The organism is Amycolatopsis sp. NPDC051071, assembly GCF_040682875.1.
Taxonomy (GTDB): domain Bacteria; phylum Actinomycetota; class Actinomycetes; order Mycobacteriales; family Pseudonocardiaceae; genus Amycolatopsis.
Map to the genome: position 1 here is coordinate 24,281 of NZ_JBFBBY010000019.1, position 16,139 is coordinate 40,419.

17 protein-coding genes and 1 pseudogene are annotated in these 16,139 nt (G+C 65.4%); 10 read left to right on the top strand and 8 right to left on the bottom strand.

Translation table 11 applies throughout. The annotated features are described in order from the left end of the window. Positions 1–4 precede the first annotated feature (4 nt). Entirely contained in the window at positions 5–1,984 is a 1,980-nt protein-coding gene (locus AB0M65_RS09580; protein WP_364024080.1) for a CHAT domain-containing protein, read from the top strand. A 174-nt stretch (positions 1,985–2,158) separates the two neighbouring features. Here the strand turns inward: AB0M65_RS09580 and AB0M65_RS09585 are convergent, their stop codons facing one another. Next, positions 2,159–2,308 carry a hypothetical protein gene (locus AB0M65_RS09585; protein WP_364024083.1) on the bottom strand — a complete coding sequence of 50 codons (150 nt, stop codon included), beginning with the start codon at positions 2,306–2,308 and terminating at the stop codon, positions 2,159–2,161. A gap of 28 nt (positions 2,309–2,336) precedes the next feature. Between AB0M65_RS09585 and AB0M65_RS09590 the strand changes: the two genes are divergently transcribed. Continuing rightward, complete coding sequence (locus AB0M65_RS09590) at positions 2,337–2,774, top strand: DUF4254 domain-containing protein (RefSeq protein ID WP_364024086.1); 438 nt, start codon at positions 2,337–2,339, stop codon at positions 2,772–2,774. Between the two features lie 123 nt (positions 2,775–2,897). Here the strand turns inward: AB0M65_RS09590 and AB0M65_RS09595 are convergent, their stop codons facing one another. The 4 genes from AB0M65_RS09595 to AB0M65_RS09610 all read right to left on the bottom strand — a co-directional run bounded on the left by AB0M65_RS09595 (position 2,898) and on the right by AB0M65_RS09610 (position 5,954). Continuing rightward, positions 2,898–3,446 (bottom strand): hypothetical protein, encoded by a 549-nt coding sequence (locus AB0M65_RS09595; RefSeq protein WP_364024089.1) that lies wholly within the window; start codon positions 3,444–3,446, stop codon positions 2,898–2,900. Between the two features lie 474 nt (positions 3,447–3,920). Beyond that, complete coding sequence (locus AB0M65_RS09600) at positions 3,921–4,349, bottom strand: hypothetical protein (protein ID WP_364024092.1); 429 nt, start codon at positions 4,347–4,349, stop codon at positions 3,921–3,923. Next, positions 4,346–5,218 carry a hypothetical protein gene (locus AB0M65_RS09605; protein WP_364024095.1) on the bottom strand — a complete coding sequence of 291 codons (873 nt, stop codon included), beginning with the start codon at positions 5,216–5,218 and terminating at the stop codon, positions 4,346–4,348. The genes AB0M65_RS09600 and AB0M65_RS09605 overlap by 4 nt, the downstream gene beginning before the upstream one ends. A gap of 259 nt (positions 5,219–5,477) precedes the next feature. Continuing rightward, complete coding sequence (locus AB0M65_RS09610; RefSeq protein WP_364024098.1) at positions 5,478–5,954, bottom strand: hypothetical protein; 477 nt, start codon at positions 5,952–5,954, stop codon at positions 5,478–5,480. Between the two features lie 972 nt (positions 5,955–6,926). Between AB0M65_RS09610 and AB0M65_RS09615 the strand changes: the two genes are divergently transcribed. Together AB0M65_RS09615 and AB0M65_RS09620 are read left to right on the top strand one after the other, a co-directional pair. Next, positions 6,927–7,751 carry a hypothetical protein gene (locus AB0M65_RS09615; RefSeq protein WP_364024101.1) on the top strand — a complete coding sequence of 275 codons (825 nt, stop codon included), beginning with the start codon at positions 6,927–6,929 and terminating at the stop codon, positions 7,749–7,751. Positions 7,752–8,210: 459 nt separating this feature from the next. Continuing rightward, positions 8,211–8,366: a hypothetical protein gene (locus tag AB0M65_RS09620; protein ID WP_364024104.1), complete on the top strand. Its 156-nt coding sequence runs from the start codon at positions 8,211–8,213 to the stop codon at positions 8,364–8,366. A 774-nt stretch (positions 8,367–9,140) separates the two neighbouring features. On the opposite strand, the gene AB0M65_RS09625 is transcribed toward AB0M65_RS09620, so the two are convergent. Continuing rightward, on the bottom strand, positions 9,141–9,917 hold the full coding sequence (locus AB0M65_RS09625; protein WP_364024107.1) for a hypothetical protein: 777 nt from the start codon (positions 9,915–9,917) through the stop codon (positions 9,141–9,143). Positions 9,918–10,878: 961 nt separating this feature from the next. Here AB0M65_RS09625 and AB0M65_RS09630 point away from each other — a divergent pair. The 4 genes from AB0M65_RS09630 to AB0M65_RS09645 all read left to right on the top strand — a co-directional run bounded on the left by AB0M65_RS09630 (position 10,879) and on the right by AB0M65_RS09645 (position 14,362). Continuing rightward, a complete protein-coding gene (locus AB0M65_RS09630) occupies positions 10,879–11,481 on the top strand; it encodes a sigma-70 family RNA polymerase sigma factor (RefSeq protein WP_364024110.1) in 603 nt (200 codons plus the stop codon). Next, positions 11,478–12,908 carry a hypothetical protein gene (locus AB0M65_RS09635; protein ID WP_364024113.1) on the top strand — a complete coding sequence of 477 codons (1,431 nt, stop codon included), beginning with the start codon at positions 11,478–11,480 and terminating at the stop codon, positions 12,906–12,908. Before AB0M65_RS09630 ends, AB0M65_RS09635 begins: the two co-directional genes overlap by 4 nt. Positions 12,909–12,961: 53 nt before the next feature. Beyond that, positions 12,962–13,930 (top strand): sugar phosphate isomerase/epimerase, encoded by a 969-nt coding sequence (locus AB0M65_RS09640; protein WP_364024116.1) that lies wholly within the window; start codon positions 12,962–12,964, stop codon positions 13,928–13,930. Between the two features lie 129 nt (positions 13,931–14,059). Next, positions 14,060–14,362 carry a hypothetical protein gene (locus tag AB0M65_RS09645; protein WP_364024119.1) on the top strand — a complete coding sequence of 101 codons (303 nt, stop codon included), beginning with the start codon at positions 14,060–14,062 and terminating at the stop codon, positions 14,360–14,362. Between the two features lie 78 nt (positions 14,363–14,440). On the opposite strand, the gene AB0M65_RS09650 is transcribed toward AB0M65_RS09645, so the two are convergent. After that, complete coding sequence (locus AB0M65_RS09650; protein WP_364024121.1) at positions 14,441–14,860, bottom strand: hypothetical protein; 420 nt, start codon at positions 14,858–14,860, stop codon at positions 14,441–14,443. A gap of 164 nt (positions 14,861–15,024) precedes the next feature. Further along, a complete protein-coding gene (locus AB0M65_RS09655) occupies positions 15,025–15,357 on the bottom strand; it encodes a hypothetical protein (protein WP_364024124.1) in 333 nt (110 codons plus the stop codon). A 101-nt stretch (positions 15,358–15,458) separates the two neighbouring features. Here AB0M65_RS09655 and AB0M65_RS09660 point away from each other — a divergent pair. Together AB0M65_RS09660 and AB0M65_RS09665 are read left to right on the top strand one after the other, a co-directional pair. Beyond that, positions 15,459–15,554, top strand: a pseudogene (locus tag AB0M65_RS09660) (LLM class F420-dependent oxidoreductase); the annotation flags it as partial. Between the two features lie 32 nt (positions 15,555–15,586). Further along, the gene (locus AB0M65_RS09665) at positions 15,587–16,114 is read left to right on the top strand and encodes an LLM class flavin-dependent oxidoreductase (RefSeq protein ID WP_364024246.1); all 528 of its coding nucleotides are present in this window, start codon (positions 15,587–15,589) and stop codon (positions 16,112–16,114) included. Positions 16,115–16,139 lie beyond the last annotated feature (25 nt).

Here is a 16,139-nt window from a genome sequence, read left to right on the forward strand (position 1 = left end):
AGGCGTGGCCGAACTGGTCGTCAGTGTGACGGGCGCGCCCGGCGATCCGGCCATGACATGCAAGTACGAGCTTCGCACCTCGACGGCCGAGGGCACGGGACCGCTGCAGCAGGAGTACGTGGCGGAGCCGTCGCCGGACCTGGTGCGGCGAACGTGCGACGAGCTCGACCGGATTATCAAGGACGCCGTCGGCCCTGCCCCGGGCGCCGCCGACGCCGAGGGTGAACTGGCCAAGGTCGGCAAGCTCCTCTACAGGGCGCTGTTCACGTCCGCCGGCGGCGGCATTCCCTCGCTCGTCGCCCAGCTGTCCAAGGCCGAGGGGCCGTTGCTGGTCCGCACGAACGAGTCGGGCATCCCGTGGGAACTGCTGCACGACGGCGACGACTTCCTGGCGCTGGGGCGCGACATCGGCAGGCGCACGTTCGTCACCCGGCCGGTCGTCAGCGGCCGGGCGCCCGACGCGATCAGGCGGGCCCTGATCATCGGCGACCCGCTGGGTGACCTGTTCGCGGCTCGCGCGGAGGCCGAGCAGGTCACGTCCTGGCTCACCGGGCACAGCGTCGACTGCACGGTTCTGCTCGGTGAGTCGGCCACACTGCTGCGGGTCATCGACGAGCTGTCCACCGGACGCTACGACCTGTTGCACTACGCCGGTCACGTGGCGGAACTGACGGACACCAATTTCGTCGGCCTGCTTCTGCACGGCAAGGAACTACTCGACGGGCGGGCACTGGAGACCCTCGCGACGTTCGGCGCACCGCCGATCGTGGTCGTCAACGGATGTGCTTCGGCCGGCCGTCTGGCCAACCTTTGCGTGTCGTTCATGGTCATGGGCGCGAAGGTCGTCGTCGGCACCCGCCACCCGGTGCGGGAAGCCCCCTCCCGCGACTTCGCCGAGCGCTTCTACACGGAACTGGTCTCCGGTGCGACCGCGGGCGGTGCCGTCCGCACCGCGCGGCGGTCGCTGCGCAAGGCGGGCTCGATCGAGTGGGCGACGTTCGTGCTGTACGGCGATCCCGCCACCCGGATCGCCATGGGCGAACCGCAGCGGGCGATCCCGGCCAGGCCGCCGTCGGACCTCGGGCGGTACCGGATGGACGACGAGGCGCGCGCGCTCGTCGACCGGATGATCCACAACGCCGCGCCACTCGGGCTGGCCAGCTCACTGGAGCTGCTGATGGAACTGCTGCCCACCGACGCGATGCGGACCAGGATCTCGGACACGGTCGACGCGGGCAGGCTCAAGTTCGCCACCGAGCTGTTGAACATCCTCCGGGAGAGCCTCCCCGCCGGCGATCCCGGCGCCGGTGGCCGCGTCGAGCTGTCCGACACGGTCAGCACCGTTCTGGTCCGTGCCGAACGGGCCGCCCAGCGAGCCGGCCGCGCCACCATCACGATCGCCGACCTCGTGGACGAGTTCATCGCGCTGGGCGGCGGCTCGTCCGGTCAGCTCCTCGGGTTGATGGGCATGCCACTGTCGGGCCCCGGAGGAGCCACACCGAGCCAGACCGGATCCCGGGAGACGACCACGCAGACCGCCCCCGGTACGGGGCTTGACAGCGACGTGTCCGACGGCGACTTGTTCGATGGCGGTGGTGACATCCGGGCGGACCGCTTCGACCCCGACGTCGCCCGTGCCATCCGGATCGCGGCCCTCCTCGCCTCGCTCAGCGGCTCCACGATCAGCACGGCCCTGCTCCTCTGCGGCTTCGTCGTCGCCGGCGGCGACGCGGTGCGCACGGCTCTCGAACGGCAGGGTGACGCGGGCGCGGCCGTCATGGAGTCGCTCGTCCCGAAACGCCGGACCCGCCGAAACCGGTTTTCCCCTCGTACTCGCCAAGCCCTTCTGGACGCCCTCGGCGAGCAGGAAACGCTCGACGAAGCCACCGTCCTTCGCCACCTCCTAGCCGACTCCGTCTCCTCGGCGCGCGAAGTCCTCAGAAGATCATCGGTCGATCCCGACCGCCTGGTCCAGGATCTGTAACAGCGGTCGGACTGTCCACAATAGACGTCCGGTAAATGGCATCGGCGAGGTCCCCGTTTCGCCAGATGGGCCAGAAAAAGGCCACGGTGGGGCGTCGATCCGGTGCCGTGGCCTTTCTCCTTGTCCCTCTCTGAAATCGGCTCGTCCTCGGCACCGCGGTCCTGCCACGGCATGTCAGAAGGCGAGCAGGCCGTGCGGAACGCCCAGGCCGGTGGGTCCGTCCCAGCCCGGCTGCGCCCGGCACATCCGATCGTCGAACCGGGTGAGGGGCCGGTTCAGTTTCGGCTCCCAGGCCGCGGAGCAGTGGCCGTCGGTACCGCTCAACGGCGGGATGAGGTTGGCGCCTGATTCGATGTCGGAGAAGGCGAACGACGGTGCCTGGTACAGCGTGTTGGGTCCGGGTACGTCCCGCAGTTTTCCACCGGCCGCGTACATTGCCGACGCCGACGACACGATCACCGCCGCGGTCGTCCGCAGGCTCCGACGGCATGACCGCGTCATCGCCGACCAGGTCGCGCGGATCGACCGCCACGTCCTGCGCCTCCTGCAGCATCACCGCGGCGGCGCCCTCCACACCGAAACTCTCGGAACGCTGCTCTCCCGGCTGGCCCAGGCATGGCAGCACTCGCAGCAGCTGGCCGTACTGCCCGTGCGCGACCCGCGCGTCCACGACGCCTCAGCGGCGCTGGCCGAACTCTCCGACGCCTACGACGACCTCACCCACGACGTCCTGCTCGGACGCCGCCGCCTCCCCCGCCACCAGGTCTCGGACCTGCACGGAAAGGCATGACACATGGACGAGAGCACCGATGACCCTGCCCCTGCCACGATAGTTGCCATGCTGGCCGTGTGCGTCGCGCGGTTCAGCCGGGCCGGGCAGCTCAACGACGCGATCAACACACTCACACAGCACCTACCGACTCCGGCGGACCCCAGCGAGTGCTCGTACTGCTTCAGTCCTTGCACCTGGCCTTGCGAGCCGTTCGACACCGCAGCCCGCGAGCTGGAGGCTGCGGGACTGCGACCCGCCGACGTCCACGGGTAGATCGATCTCGTAGCGGGCCTTTCTCCCGATCACCACGCCGGGGTACTCGCGCGGCCCAGCGCGGCGGACGTCCAGCGAGTACTCCGGATACACGTGCAACCTGTCGATGCCCCGGCCCAACGCCTGCTCCACCAGGTCCTTGCCGGCCAGCCTCGACACGAAGCGCACCGGGTACTCACGCCTCAGCAGGTACTTCCACTCCACCGTGAGGATGCGCCTGAGGCACTCTTCGAGCAGCCGGGGCTGCAGCAGCACGTCGCCTGCGGTCGAGGCGATCACCCTGCGCTCGCCGATCTGCTCGGCGCCCTGTGCCAGCGGAACGCACACGACGTCGTGTCGATCCCGGACGACTACATGAGACTCGCGGAGCCGACTGCGGAGTTCCCCGAGGTGGCCCGCCGACTCGTAGGGCAGCACACCGGCAATCACCTGACCTGTGAACCGGACTGGCAGGAAGTTGGTGAACAACAACGGACCCCCACGGCCCGCTGACGCTGAACGATCTCCGGAGTACCCCATCACCTGAGGCTACGACGTCACCCCGACAATTTCGGGGACCTCCTCGATGGCCACGTCGCATTAGGAAGCCGACTGCCCGCACAGACCTTCGCCGGTGCGGACAGACTTCTCGATGATCTCGGGGACCAGCGCAAACCAGACTTCCCATCTGATCGAAGGGGCCTCAGGAGCTGCGCAGGGCGTCCGATCGCTGCTGCAGCTGGTGAGGATGCGCTGGAGCCACGTTCACCACGTACTGGCTCCGCCCCGCGCCCGCTCCTCCTCGTCGACGACGGCGATCTCAATCGCTGGATGCCGTAAACCACGTCCTGGGCCGCAGCGCTTCGATCTCCCGACGAGTCTGCTCATCCAGATCGTTGGTGTCGGGTAGACCTAGTGCGCGAGCGTGTTCGTGAGGCGGGCGCGCAGAGCAGCGAGTCGGCGATCTATCCGGACGAGCTGGGTGAGAGCGTCCTCCTGGTGCGTTTCGGAAGGGGCTACGAGGAAGTACTCCCGCAGGAAGTGATGAGCAAGGTAGTTGCGAGCCTTGACGGCTTGGTCGACTTCGGCAACCACGTCCTCCGGCCAATGGTCCTGGGTGCGCAGGCCGCGCCATACCTTGCCGAAGGTGGTGGCGTCCCATTGCTCGACCTTGGCCAGGCCCTGGTCAGAGGTGATGTCGCGCTTGAGGCCGCGCGCAAGGAACCCCCACAGAACCATTTCGACGATCTGGAACTTGTGCATGATCTCGCCGTACGCGCCGTAGACGATGAACTGGTCGACTTTCTCGGAGCCGGGCTCGGGTGCCTCTGACTTGGTCAAAGCAGCCGTGCAACGGGTGCGAGAACTGCGCTTGTTTCAACGACCTCGGAGGTACCGCCGGCCAGCACGATGCCGACTGATTCAGCTTCGGTCCGCAGCAGCTCTGGCTGGGCCAACGAACCTAGTGCTTCGATCACGTCCACGACAGGGTAGTCACGTCGATCTGCGAGGTACCGGGCGACAGTGCGTGCTGCTGGGCGGGGCAGGGAAACTTCCTTGGGAACCTGCGCATCGGCGGCGAGAAAGGATGTTACGACCTCCCACGCCATGTAGAAGGTCTCGATGAAGCTGCCGTCGTATGGTAGTGGGCAGATGACCAGATTCCGACGTTCGTCTCGTACAATCCGATCCGATTTTCCCTGAGAGGCAGGCACAACGCCGACCCGTAGTCCTCGATCACCCTGTAGTCCAGCTGGGTTAATCTTGACCGTGGTTCCGATCCAGTAGTCGGTCTCCACCGAACCGAGGAATAGATCGGCTCGCCACAGGCCGCTGATGCTCTGAGGCAGGTCGCCGCCGCGGCCTTTCTTTCGGAAGGCCGCGGCGGCTGAGGTGAGGTGACGCTTCAGCTTGACTGGACGACCACGAGAGCCCGACAACAGTGAAGAGTCATTGGTCAGGAGCTCCGCAGCCGTGTCGATGAGTTGCTGCGAACCAGCCTTCTCCGCACCGAACAGGATCGAGCCGACCTCATCCCCGGGCACCTTGCAAAAGCGGAGCGCATCGCCGATTCGCTCCGTTACTGCCTGATCACCGCGGCTTACAGCATCGTGAACCGCGTACTCGAAGCAGATCCCTGTGTCGCCGTCACCTGGTCGCCGAAGCCGGGGAAGCATCATCAGCTTTGACACCTTCTCGGCCTCCCGCATTGGCAACCACATCTGCTTTGAGGGAGTACAGGATGCCGGTCAGGATGGGCCTGACCACGGCGGTGATAGCCGAAACCTCGTCAGCGACCGGATTCAACTGCTCTTCACTGCGAATCTGCACAGGATGACAGTAAAGGACATCAGCTCTGCTGGTTTGACATAAGGGCTCGTCGGTGTGGCGCGTCTCCTGGCGGTTGACGATCGGTGGGCTGGTCTAACCACAAGACCAGGTACTGCGTGTCGTCGCGGTCGCGGGACGTCACCGCCAGTAGGAAACCAACCAGCACCACCACAGGTGGAACCGTGCTCGGGATTTCTCCATCCGCACGCCGTGATGCCACAGCAACAGCACGACGATGGCGCCCGCGCTGAGCAGAGTCAGCACACTGCCCATGACGATCACGCCGGTGTGCTTGTCACCTTCGTCCAATTCCGCGCGTCGTTCGTCCGGCCACACCCGGATGTGTACCCAGCCTCCCTGGTGGACCCTGCGCCCCTTGTGGTGCTCAAAGGTTTCCGTCCTCGTCACCCCGTCGGGTCCGGTGTATTTGACGTCCGCGGTCAAGGTCATCCGAGACCCGGTCGCCACGACCCGCCCCGGGACGAGCCCAGCCGACCGGTTGACATCCGCGGCGACGGAAACACCGAGCCACAGCACCGCGAGCCCGCAGACCAGCAACATCAGGGGAAGCCACAACACGACCAGCCCGGGCAGCCAGGACCTCGACGACGTCATGCCCTCAGCACGCCCAGGACGCTGTCGCGGTTGCCTCGACAGGCCCCGGCGATCCGTGTACCAGATAATGCCGTATCTGGAACAAGGCGTCTCCGGTCGGAAAACGACCTGGGCGGACGCCGCGCGCGGTGAACCGACGTGTTATCCGGAACAAGGAGCGCGGTGGGGGCTGTGACCGCGATCCAGACGACGGCGGACCACCAAAGCAAAGTAAGGGCTAACCGAATACACCGGCTCCTGGGGGTTTCAGCGCGGCAACGTCCAACGCTGACAGCCCTCGTGTGTGAACGAGACGAACTCGGGGCGTTCGTGCCGCTAGAGCTCGACATCACCTTCGCGCTGTCCGGCTTGCGTACCTTCACGGAGGAATCGTGTGAATTGACCCGCCAGGCGTGTATCGGCCATGGGGTCAGCAGCTCCCTGAGTTCGTCGGGAAACCCGAGCTGTCCCTTGGATCGTTCCGCTGGCACCCAGCCGTGCATGTCTGCGGCGTTCTCATCGGCGCCGCGCTCGATCAGGAGCGTGATCAGCTCTCCTCCAGGGCTTACCTCTAGTAGGCCTCAAGTCGGTGGAGTTCGCGACGGAGTCCTCTTCACTCACCCGGATCGAACAGTTCGTTCGCAGTGCACCGCGGGGGACATGGGTGAAGGGACAGCACTACGAGGCATTCCGGGTTGAGGATGCCGCGGACGCTCACACAGCCGGTCACCACGTCGCGTCGCTATTGGCACATCGAGCGGCACGTGCCCGGTCAGGAGTGCGGTCTCGCCTTCTGCGCCAGAGACGGTCGGCTGATCGACGCGGTCATGATGACGAAGTCGGTGCTCACCCCACAGGGAAAGACCTGGTCCGGTGAGATCACCGAGCTCGACGACCAGCTGCGCGAGCGGCTCGCCGAATGGGTCCAGGAGACCGGTAGGACGGCGGGGCGAGCTGGAGTTGGTCAGGAGCTGGTCGAACGACGTCACACTCATGGAAATCAATCCCCGACTTCCGGCATGGGTGCGCGGTGCCTCCGTGTGCGGCGCGAACCTCCCGCTGGCCCTGCTGAGCGGCACCACACCCTCCGGGTTACGACGGCTGAGCTCTGGATTCACTCGAATAATCGAGGAGATCCCGGTACACCGGTCTCTGGGCATCGTTCCATTTCCATGGACGGCCGATGAGTCGTCGGCAGCCGCGACGAAGCACCCGTCCGGTATGCCGACTGTCGGAAAACGCCGCCTGCTTTCTCGTACATCCGCCGCAGCATCGCCTGAACACGACCGCGCCGAAGCAGCTCAGGATCCGATCATGGATCTCCCCGCCGAAATAAAGAGCTCCGACACTCCCTGCCAGCTGCTGCTGCCGCGGCGGTTCACTGATCGAGTGCTGAAGGTCAGGCAGGCCCTGGCGCCACTTCGAGATGTCACACTCGCGCACAGCATCAAAACATGTCCTGAGCCCAGCCTCCTAAAAGCAGCTGCCGACCTCGGCATGGTCGCCGAGGCGATCACCCAGGACGAGCTGGCGACCGCAATCGAGCACGGGTTCTCAGCTCGTAATGCGATGCTTAACGGCCCCGCGAAGTGGTGGCCGGAGCGACAGTCCGTCACTTGTGACGCGTTCTTCGCCGATTCGGTCCGCGAACTCGAACTGGTGGACGAGATGCTCGACAACGGCTTCGAGCTGGACATCAGAGTGGTGGCATTCGGGTCGCTCCCTGCGGGGTCGAGAGCCGCTTCGGGGTGCCCGCCCGTGACCTCCCACACGGCAAGAGGCGGCGAGGCTTCTCAGGAAGCTCACAGAACGACTTGATGCGTCCTGGGGAATTTATTTTCACCACGCGGAGAGCGTCCTGGGCGCCGAACGATGGGTGGACGAATGCGCCGCCGCGCTCAAGGCCGCAGATCCCTTGAGTAAATACCTGAACATGGCACCGGCGATCTTCGATTTTGGCGGAGGCTGGCACTTCGACGACCTCGACCTCCTCAGGCCTGCACTCGAGTGCGTCGCCTCGAACGGACCACGAACGATGAACGACGACTCCAGCGCCTGGGTTCTGGAACCAGAAAAGATGATCACCCAGAGCGCCGCCACCGTCGTCACGAGAGTGCTGATCGACGGAGTCCGAGGCAGGAACGCCGGCGTTATCGTGGATGCGGGACTGAACGACATCCCGGAGGCACGTACTGGTCCCATCTGGTGTCCGTGCTTAGAGAGGAATTTTGGATTCCCCTTCCTCCCGGAAACGGAAGGATACTTGGGAGAACTTGCATGGAGCGCGACGTACTGGCCAAGGGGCTGGACACGGGACTACTCCACAGAGACGATCTCGTCGCGTTTTCCATGTGCCGAGCCTACGACTCCTCAATGGCTTACGAGTTCGGCCGCGCGGCGGTGTGCCACCTTTCTTCTGGTGAGGATCCGTGACGCGATTGCGGCATCGACGCCGCAGTCTCCCCGGTGTTCGTTGTCGGTGCGCCAGACCTCGCACCAGTAGACGGGCCACGGGGTCGGCGACCAGGTGATGACCTCGGGAATTCCTGCCAGTGCTCCTCCGGTGTCACCTCGGTCGAGCGCTGATAGGAGCGCTGCCAGCGCGAACTAGCAGCAGCCCGAATCGTGCCGGCTGAGGTGCGAAAGCCCAATGGAATCGAACCGGTGAATGTCTTCTTCCATCATCATTTCCCTGCAGTTCGTTGAGGTGTTGGTGAGCTTTCAGCGACGGGGAATACACCGCGCACCTCACAGCGAAGGCGTGCTCCCCGGCACGGGCCGCGCCGGTCGATGGGCGCGACCGGGATCTGCTGGGACAACAGCCCAGCGGAATCGTTCTGGTTGACGTTCACACACGAGCACTACTACCGACATACCTACGTCACGAAGACAGAACTCGGTGCCGCGATTTGACAAATGAATCCGTTTCTACAACAGTACACGGCGGCACTCCGATATCGGGATGCTCAGTCCCGACAACTTCGAGCAGTCACTCCGAACGGCTGCCTGAACCCTCGTAAGCCCCTGTCCACCATTTGGTGTGAACCTCAGACCGCGGTGGGCGGCTGTGTCGCCGACGAGTAGGCGTTCAATCGTGGAGTGGTTTGTGCTCGCATTGCCAGGGCGTCTCAGCTGCCGCGCCTCATGTCGGCACCTCGTTCACCGGCGTGCTCGACAGAGCCTGCGGACTTCTCAGGAGGCCCGACGTCAACTTGGTGAGATCCGCCGGGTTTCGACGACCTTGGCATTGTAGTGGGCACCGTCCACGACCGTAGTCTCGAGGAGAACCTCGAAGTGCTCCATCCTCTTCAACGTGCGGAGAAACTTCCGGTCTCCGAGCTTCTCCGCCGCAGCCGCGGTGCCGTGTTCCCAGCACCCCGCCACGATGACAATCTCCGACGTATCCGGAGCCAAGGGGTTCGGCGTCCGGATGATCAAGGCATAGTCACTGACCGGATAGCCTGACTCCTCGTACTGCGGCGCTAACACACGGCCGGTTCTCACATCGCACACCACAGCCGCCCCATGGCCCAGATCTTCGACGAAAGTGTAGGAGATCACTCCGCTCAGCTTCGCCAGCATCGTCCTCGTCACGGCATTCGCCACCGGCCCACCGATCAGGACCAGGTCCGAACTCAGCTCACGCGACGACAACTGCTTCGACTCCGCGATCCTGCCGGCGAAGCCCAGTCCACGAAGCTGGGCCTCGATTTGCACCAGCGCCCCGATGTCCCCCATGCCCACCACACCGGCTCTGGCCCACCGCCGATGCTGCCCGAAGTCATGTGCTCCCAGGACGATCAACGGGTGACGGCCACCCAAAGCCCGCCAGAACCTGCGCGCGCGGGCCAGCCTGAGCCGCCGTCTTGTATTCGTCGCCAACCAGACCAGCACACCCCCGATGGCCGCCGCGATCAGATTGCTGGAGATATCGGGCAGAGCTTGGACCAGCCAACCCCCGACGCCTCCGACAGCCAGCCCCATTAACAAACCACCCCCCCGTCAACGCGGTCCCCTCCCCCAGTCGCACTCAGCCCGCGTCCCGTTACCGCCAATTCGACTGTCAGGCCAAATTGCCACCGTCTGCGAACGACAGCGGCGCATGCCCGCTCGCGGCGGCCGGAAGCGTCGCGACCGTCTCGGACACTGAGATCGGGCGCGTGCACCATCTCGTCCCCGTTACCCGCCAGTGGGCACCCTTCCCGGTTCACCGTCGTGCTCGCCATCATGATCCTCGCCCTGTCCAGTCTCGGCACGCTCGCGAGAACGCTGCGCGGGCAACCGGTCGTCGAGGTGGTCACCGCGTTCGACGGCAGCCCTGACGTCCAATCGGTTCGGTGCTCGACCTGCCTAGTACTCCAGATACTCCCGTTCCCACGGCCGTGACTCGGTCGAGCGAACTGACCCGCGATCCGCACAGCCACCCCGAACCAACTCCGCTGGACGCACAACACGAAAGATCACTTAGCTGCCTTGGGCCATAATGGGCCCCTTTGGCCTGCGATTTTCACATCCGTGCCGGGATAGGAGTCTCTTCAGTAGCGGCAACCCCGCCGTCCTTTCATGAAGGGAACCCGAGCTTTGACCGCCAACAATGACTTTGACCAGCCTGAGGCCAATCCCCCGCGGTGGTCCCGGCCGCCTGGGGACACAGGCGCTCTGTTAGTTCTGGTCAACGGGGTAATCGCCGCCATAGTCGGGGCCTACATCACCACCCGTTCCGTACTGGTCACGGCGATCGCGGGCGCCGCAGCCCTGCTGATCGCCATGCTGATCATGGGGAAGAGGTGATGTGTTCCAGGGAGGGCCTGCCCCGTACCCGCCGTCCGCGAGGGGTCGAGGAATTTTCTTCGTTTCCGGTTTCACACCGGGGCTGCCTTGGTGATCTACACGGAGACGGGCAAGACGGCTCAACCGTTTGGGAGCACTGGTGGCATCTAGGGGCATGGTCGCGATGGGAAGGGTGACCCCGCCTCCTCCACCGCCCCCGGGTCAGCTGCCCGTCTGGTTCGAGCCGTTCTGTAAGGACGAATTCCGGGTGCTCGCAAGGGTGGTGATGGCGGCGCACGGGACGCTACAGGAGGCCGAAGATGCCGCCCAGGAAACCCTTGTCAAGATGCTGTGCCGTGTCATGAACGGAAAGATGATCGATTCTCCTCGTGCTTACGCACGGAAGTCGGTGCTCAACCACTTCATCGCCAGCCGCATGCGCGACAAACGTGGTCACGAGTTGGCCGTTCAGGGCGGGCATGCGATCCCGGAAGCCTGGCAAGACCTCCGACTGGAGGAATGGGAAGGCCGACAGTGGGTGGACCAGTTGCTCGCCCACTGCCCACCCGCCCAGCAGAAGGTCATGCAGTGCGTCCTGGACGGGCTCAGCAGCCAGGAGATCGCTGATCTGCTCGGCAAGACCCCGGCCACGGTCCGCAAGAACCACCAACTCGCCCGCCAACGCCTCAAATCCCTTGTCAGTGACAGCAACCAGGTTGCAGCAGAGATCGATCCGAGGGCGGACGTGTCACAGATCAACCAGAAGGATGTCCGGTGAACGAGACCCACGAGACCTCCAACCTGCCCGACGCGCCCGGACAGGACATCAACCTCCACGAGTGCGTCGATGACTTGGCCACCATTGACCAGATGCTCGACCGCTACTTCACCCCGGAGCGGTTAGACCGGCAGTGGGAGCAGATCGTGGAGATCGCGCGCGGGTATGGCACTGGTCAGTCGGGCGGCGACAACACATCCGGTCCTGCCCTCCTCGGAGAGGAGGCACCGGGTTCGTTGAACACCAGCCATCCGGGTGCACTCGGTGAGTCGCGACCGCTCCTGGCCCTCGTCACACCGCTGGCCGGCACCGTGTTGGCCGCTGGCGCAGTCTTTCCCCGGCGTGCCGGGTTTTCTCTTGCTCAGAGCAGGTATGTCAGCCGTATTGCGGACCGCGTTGTGGAGGGCTGGGGATCGCTGACGGTTCCCGGCGGTGACTTGCGGATGATGAGCGACGGTGACCGCGAGGAAACACGAGCGGTGGTCGCGGAGTGGCGAGAGTTGCTGGGCGCCTGCCCGGCCGGGGTGTTCGGTGCGGAAGGCTCGGCGATGGTCGTGGGGACGGTGGCCGCGCTGGCGGAGGCCTTGATCGCGGACCGGGACGAGCACGCCGCCTTGAACCTGGTCCACGCCGTTTCCCCCCATCTGGCCTTCCTGGGCCACCGCCATCCGGCCGGGTTCGAGGTGCGGCGTGCCGGGGCCGGGGCCCTGTCCGAACTCGGCCTGTACCGGCAGGCCAAGACGAGGCTGCGTGAGCTGAGCGAGGACGAACAGCGGGTGTTCGGCTCTGCTGATCCACGGACGGCGCTGCTGCCGCTCTGGGCGTTGGTCGGCCAAGGCCGACTTGCGGAGGCCCACGACGGGTTCCGCTCGTTGGAGGATCGCCTGACCAGGTCACCTGGCGCCGACACGCTGCTGTTGCATGTGCAGTGTAGGCATTCCTGGCTGCTGGGACGGCTGGGACGGCTGGTTGAGTCGGTGAACAACTATGCCCGCGTCATCGTCAGTCGGACCAACGAGCTGGGCGAAGACCATGCTGACACCCTTGACGCGCGGCACTCCCAGCAGAAAATCCTCGTCATGGACGGGCAAGGGGCACAGGCGCTCTCGTTCCTGCAGGCATTGGCAGATGACCGTGCGCGTGTCCTGGGAGACCGTCACCCCGACACGCTGGAGACCCTGAAGTACCTCCACCTGGCCCATGTGCAGGCGGAGCCTGGTGACGACCGCGTCGTCGCGCGCGCGATCCGCGAACTTGTCGAGATCGACCGCATCCAGCGGGAACGACATGGCCAGGGCCACCCCATGTTGCAAGACACAGCCGCATCGCTTTGCAAGCTTTTCCGCGGCGAACCGATCTCCCGTCTGCGGCATGTCCCGATCGCTGACGAAGAACAGAGCCAGACAATCCCGTTTGTCGCGCCATAACGGCGCGTCCCGAAACACTCGACCAATATCTCTGAACGGATAGCGAGGTAAGAATGAAGCTTGGGTTGCTCACGGCCGCTCTTGGCCAAATGTCCCTGGAAGAGGTCGCTGCCTGGGCCCGCCATGCGGGGTACGAAGCTTTGGAGGTAGCGGCCTGGCCGGTGGGCAACGAGCACATCCATCAGGCCGCCCACCTGGACGTGGATGGCTTCACCGCCGATGACGCTGCCCACGTCAAGGAGCTGATGGACGGTCACGGCTTGACCATCTCCTCGGTGACCTACTGCGGCAACAACCTGCATGGCGACCCTGCCGAACGAGACCGCATCCACCGGCACCTACGAGCTTGCATCGACGCGGCAGCCGCCCTGGGCGTGCGGAATGTCACCACCTTCGTCGGCCGGGACATCACCCTGCCTGTGGCCGACAACCTCAAGCAGGCCCAGCAGCATCTTCCCCCCCTGGCTCGGTACGCCGCTGACCGCGGCGTGAAGCTGCTTGCCGAGAACTGCCCGATGGAAGGCTGGCACCCCGACGGATACCCAGCCAACCTCGCCTACTCACCGGAGCTGTGGGACTGGATGGCCGACCTCGGCTTCGGCCTCACCTACGACCCCTCCCATCTGCCCTGGCTCGGCATCGACCCGCTCGACGCACTCGAACACGCCCTGGAAGCCGGCATGGTTGGCCATGTCCAGGCCAAAGACATCCAGATCGACGAGCGGAAACGCACACGCTACGGAGTCTTCGGCAAGACCGCTGGACGCACCTCGACCACCGACGTCGGATGGTGGCGCTACCGCGTCCCCGGCCGGGGGCAGCTTGACTGGAATGGAATCATCGACGCACTCTACGCAGCCGGATATGACGGCGACGTCGCCGTCGAACACGAAGACCCTGTATGGGGCGGCCCCCTCGACAAGACCCTTCAGGGCATGCAGATCGCTGCACACACCCTGCGACCCCTAATCGTTGCCCAGTCGGATCCGCAGTTGCCACCCCTCCGCGCCGCCGTAGCTTAGTCCTGCAGCGGCCGAGAAGGAGACGGCCGCCAGCGCCACGTCGACGCTGGCGGGCACGATCGGCTGAGGTTCGGCGTACAACCCGCCCCAAGGCCCAGAGGACCGGCGGCACCTGCCAGACCGGCGTCGGTGCCGACGGCGGCCGTCGCCAGTCTGGGCGACGATTCTGTGATCCAGGCCTTCCTCGCCGCCGCGAAGGCCGGGGCCGCGGTGCCGGCGGGGACCAGTGCCGCGGCTCAGACGGCGTTGGAGCAGGCCGTGAGCCAGGACGCGACGTTCGCTGACGAACTGCGCCGTCTGACCCCAGAGCGCGACGGAACCAGGGGTGACTGGAGAGCCCGCGACCTGGCGGGGAGCGTGGCAACGGGCAACATCACCGGGCAGGAGATCTTCGTCGGGACCCGGACGTCCGGGTCAAAAGCAAGGTGGTGAAGTATGCCCGCCGGAACCCTGTCGCGGCCGGACTTACCGCGCTGGTCGGGGTCGTCCTGGCGATCGCCGCAGTACTAATTAGTGGTCGTAGGCAGTCAACGATCGCATGACTGGCTGGGTGGTCTTGTCGTTGTCCCAGATGGCTGCGACCAGGGCGAGGATGCGTTGCAGGACGCGCACGATGACTCCGTTGGGGGTGTGGCCGCCGTGTCGTTCCAGGTCGAGCTGGCCTTTAAAGTTCTGGTTGTTCGATTCGATGGTCTGCCGCAGAGGTCTGAACAGCTCGGTGCCGGGTCGTTCGGGTTCGCCTTTGCGGGCTGGGCGGAGCAGGGTGAGTTCGGCTTCGGCGAGTGTGGTCTCGAACTCGGTGCCGAAGTAGTTCTTGTCACCGATGATGATCTGTTCCGGCCGGTCCGCGGTCAGGGTGGGGTCGGTGTGGAAGATGTCGAGCAAGGTCTGCCGTTCATCGGCTTTCGCGCCGGTCAGCGCGAACCCCACAGGGAGCCCGCCCAGGGTGCACACCAGGTGCAGGCGCAGGCCCGGAGAAGTAGCGTGAATGCGAGGCGCAGTAGCCCTACTCGGCCCATCCGGCCAGGTCGGACCGCTTGGTGGTTTCTCGGGAGCGACCGCATTCCACAGGGGTGGAATCCACCACCCATACGTCATCGGTCCAGAGCGTGGTGTCGGCCGACAGCACCCGGATCACCGTCTTGATCAGCCCAGCCGCCGCGCGGAGACGCTTGTTGTAGCCAGGCTGCTGGGGGCAGGTACCGGAACAGGTGTCCCATGTGCATCCGAGCATGGCGCAACCAGCGCGACTCTGAGGTGAACCCACGCAACGCCTGCATCACCGCCAACGTCACCAGCTCCGCATCGGTGAGCTTCGGCGCGATCCCCACAACCGGTCGCCATAACCGCAGCTCAGGAGACCCTTCAAGCAGATCATCGATCTTGACGTAGAGTGCGGTCGCGCGGATGTCCAGGTTGTTCGTCACACAACGATCATGGACACCCTCGCCTCACCTCCGGCACAGCCATCCCTTGGAATAGGTGGACGCTGCTGACCTGGGTCGCGGCCGCCACCTCCCGCATCCAGGTGGCCACCAGGGTGCTCGGCATGCCGTACCGGCCACCCGCGATGGTGGCGAAGATGACCGAGAGCCTGCACCGGTTCTCCGGCGGCAGGCTCATCCTGGACCTCGGCGGCGGCTATTCCGATGACGAATTCCGGGCCTTCGGGCTCGGCGTGCCCTCGCCGCGGAGAAGGTCGACGGCATGGTGGAGGGCATTCACATCATCCGCGGGCTCTGGTCGGAGCCGGCCTTCACGTTCCACGGCAGCCGATATCACACCGAACGTGCCGACCTGGAGCCCAAACCCGACCGGCCGATCCCCATCTGGCTCGGGACGTACGGCAACCGCGCACTGGAAGCCACCGGCCGGCTCGCCGACGGATGGATCCCGTCGTACGGATTCGCACCGCCGGAGCAGGCCGCACGCCTGCGAGAGCGGGTCCTGGCCGCTGCCGAGGCGAGCGGACGGACGGTGACCTGCGTCTACAACGTTCCGGTTCACGTGGGCAGGTCCCAGGTGCCGGAAGGAGTCGTGTCGGAGAGCGCCGAGGAGGTGGCCGAGCGGCTGCTCACGTTCACCGGACTGGGGTTCTCCTCGATGAACCTCACGCCGACGGGGGACTTCAGGCAGCAGGCGGAGCGCCTGGCGGACGTCGTCGCCATCCTGCGCTCGGCATAGCGACCGCCCTGAAGTGCTCGCTGTT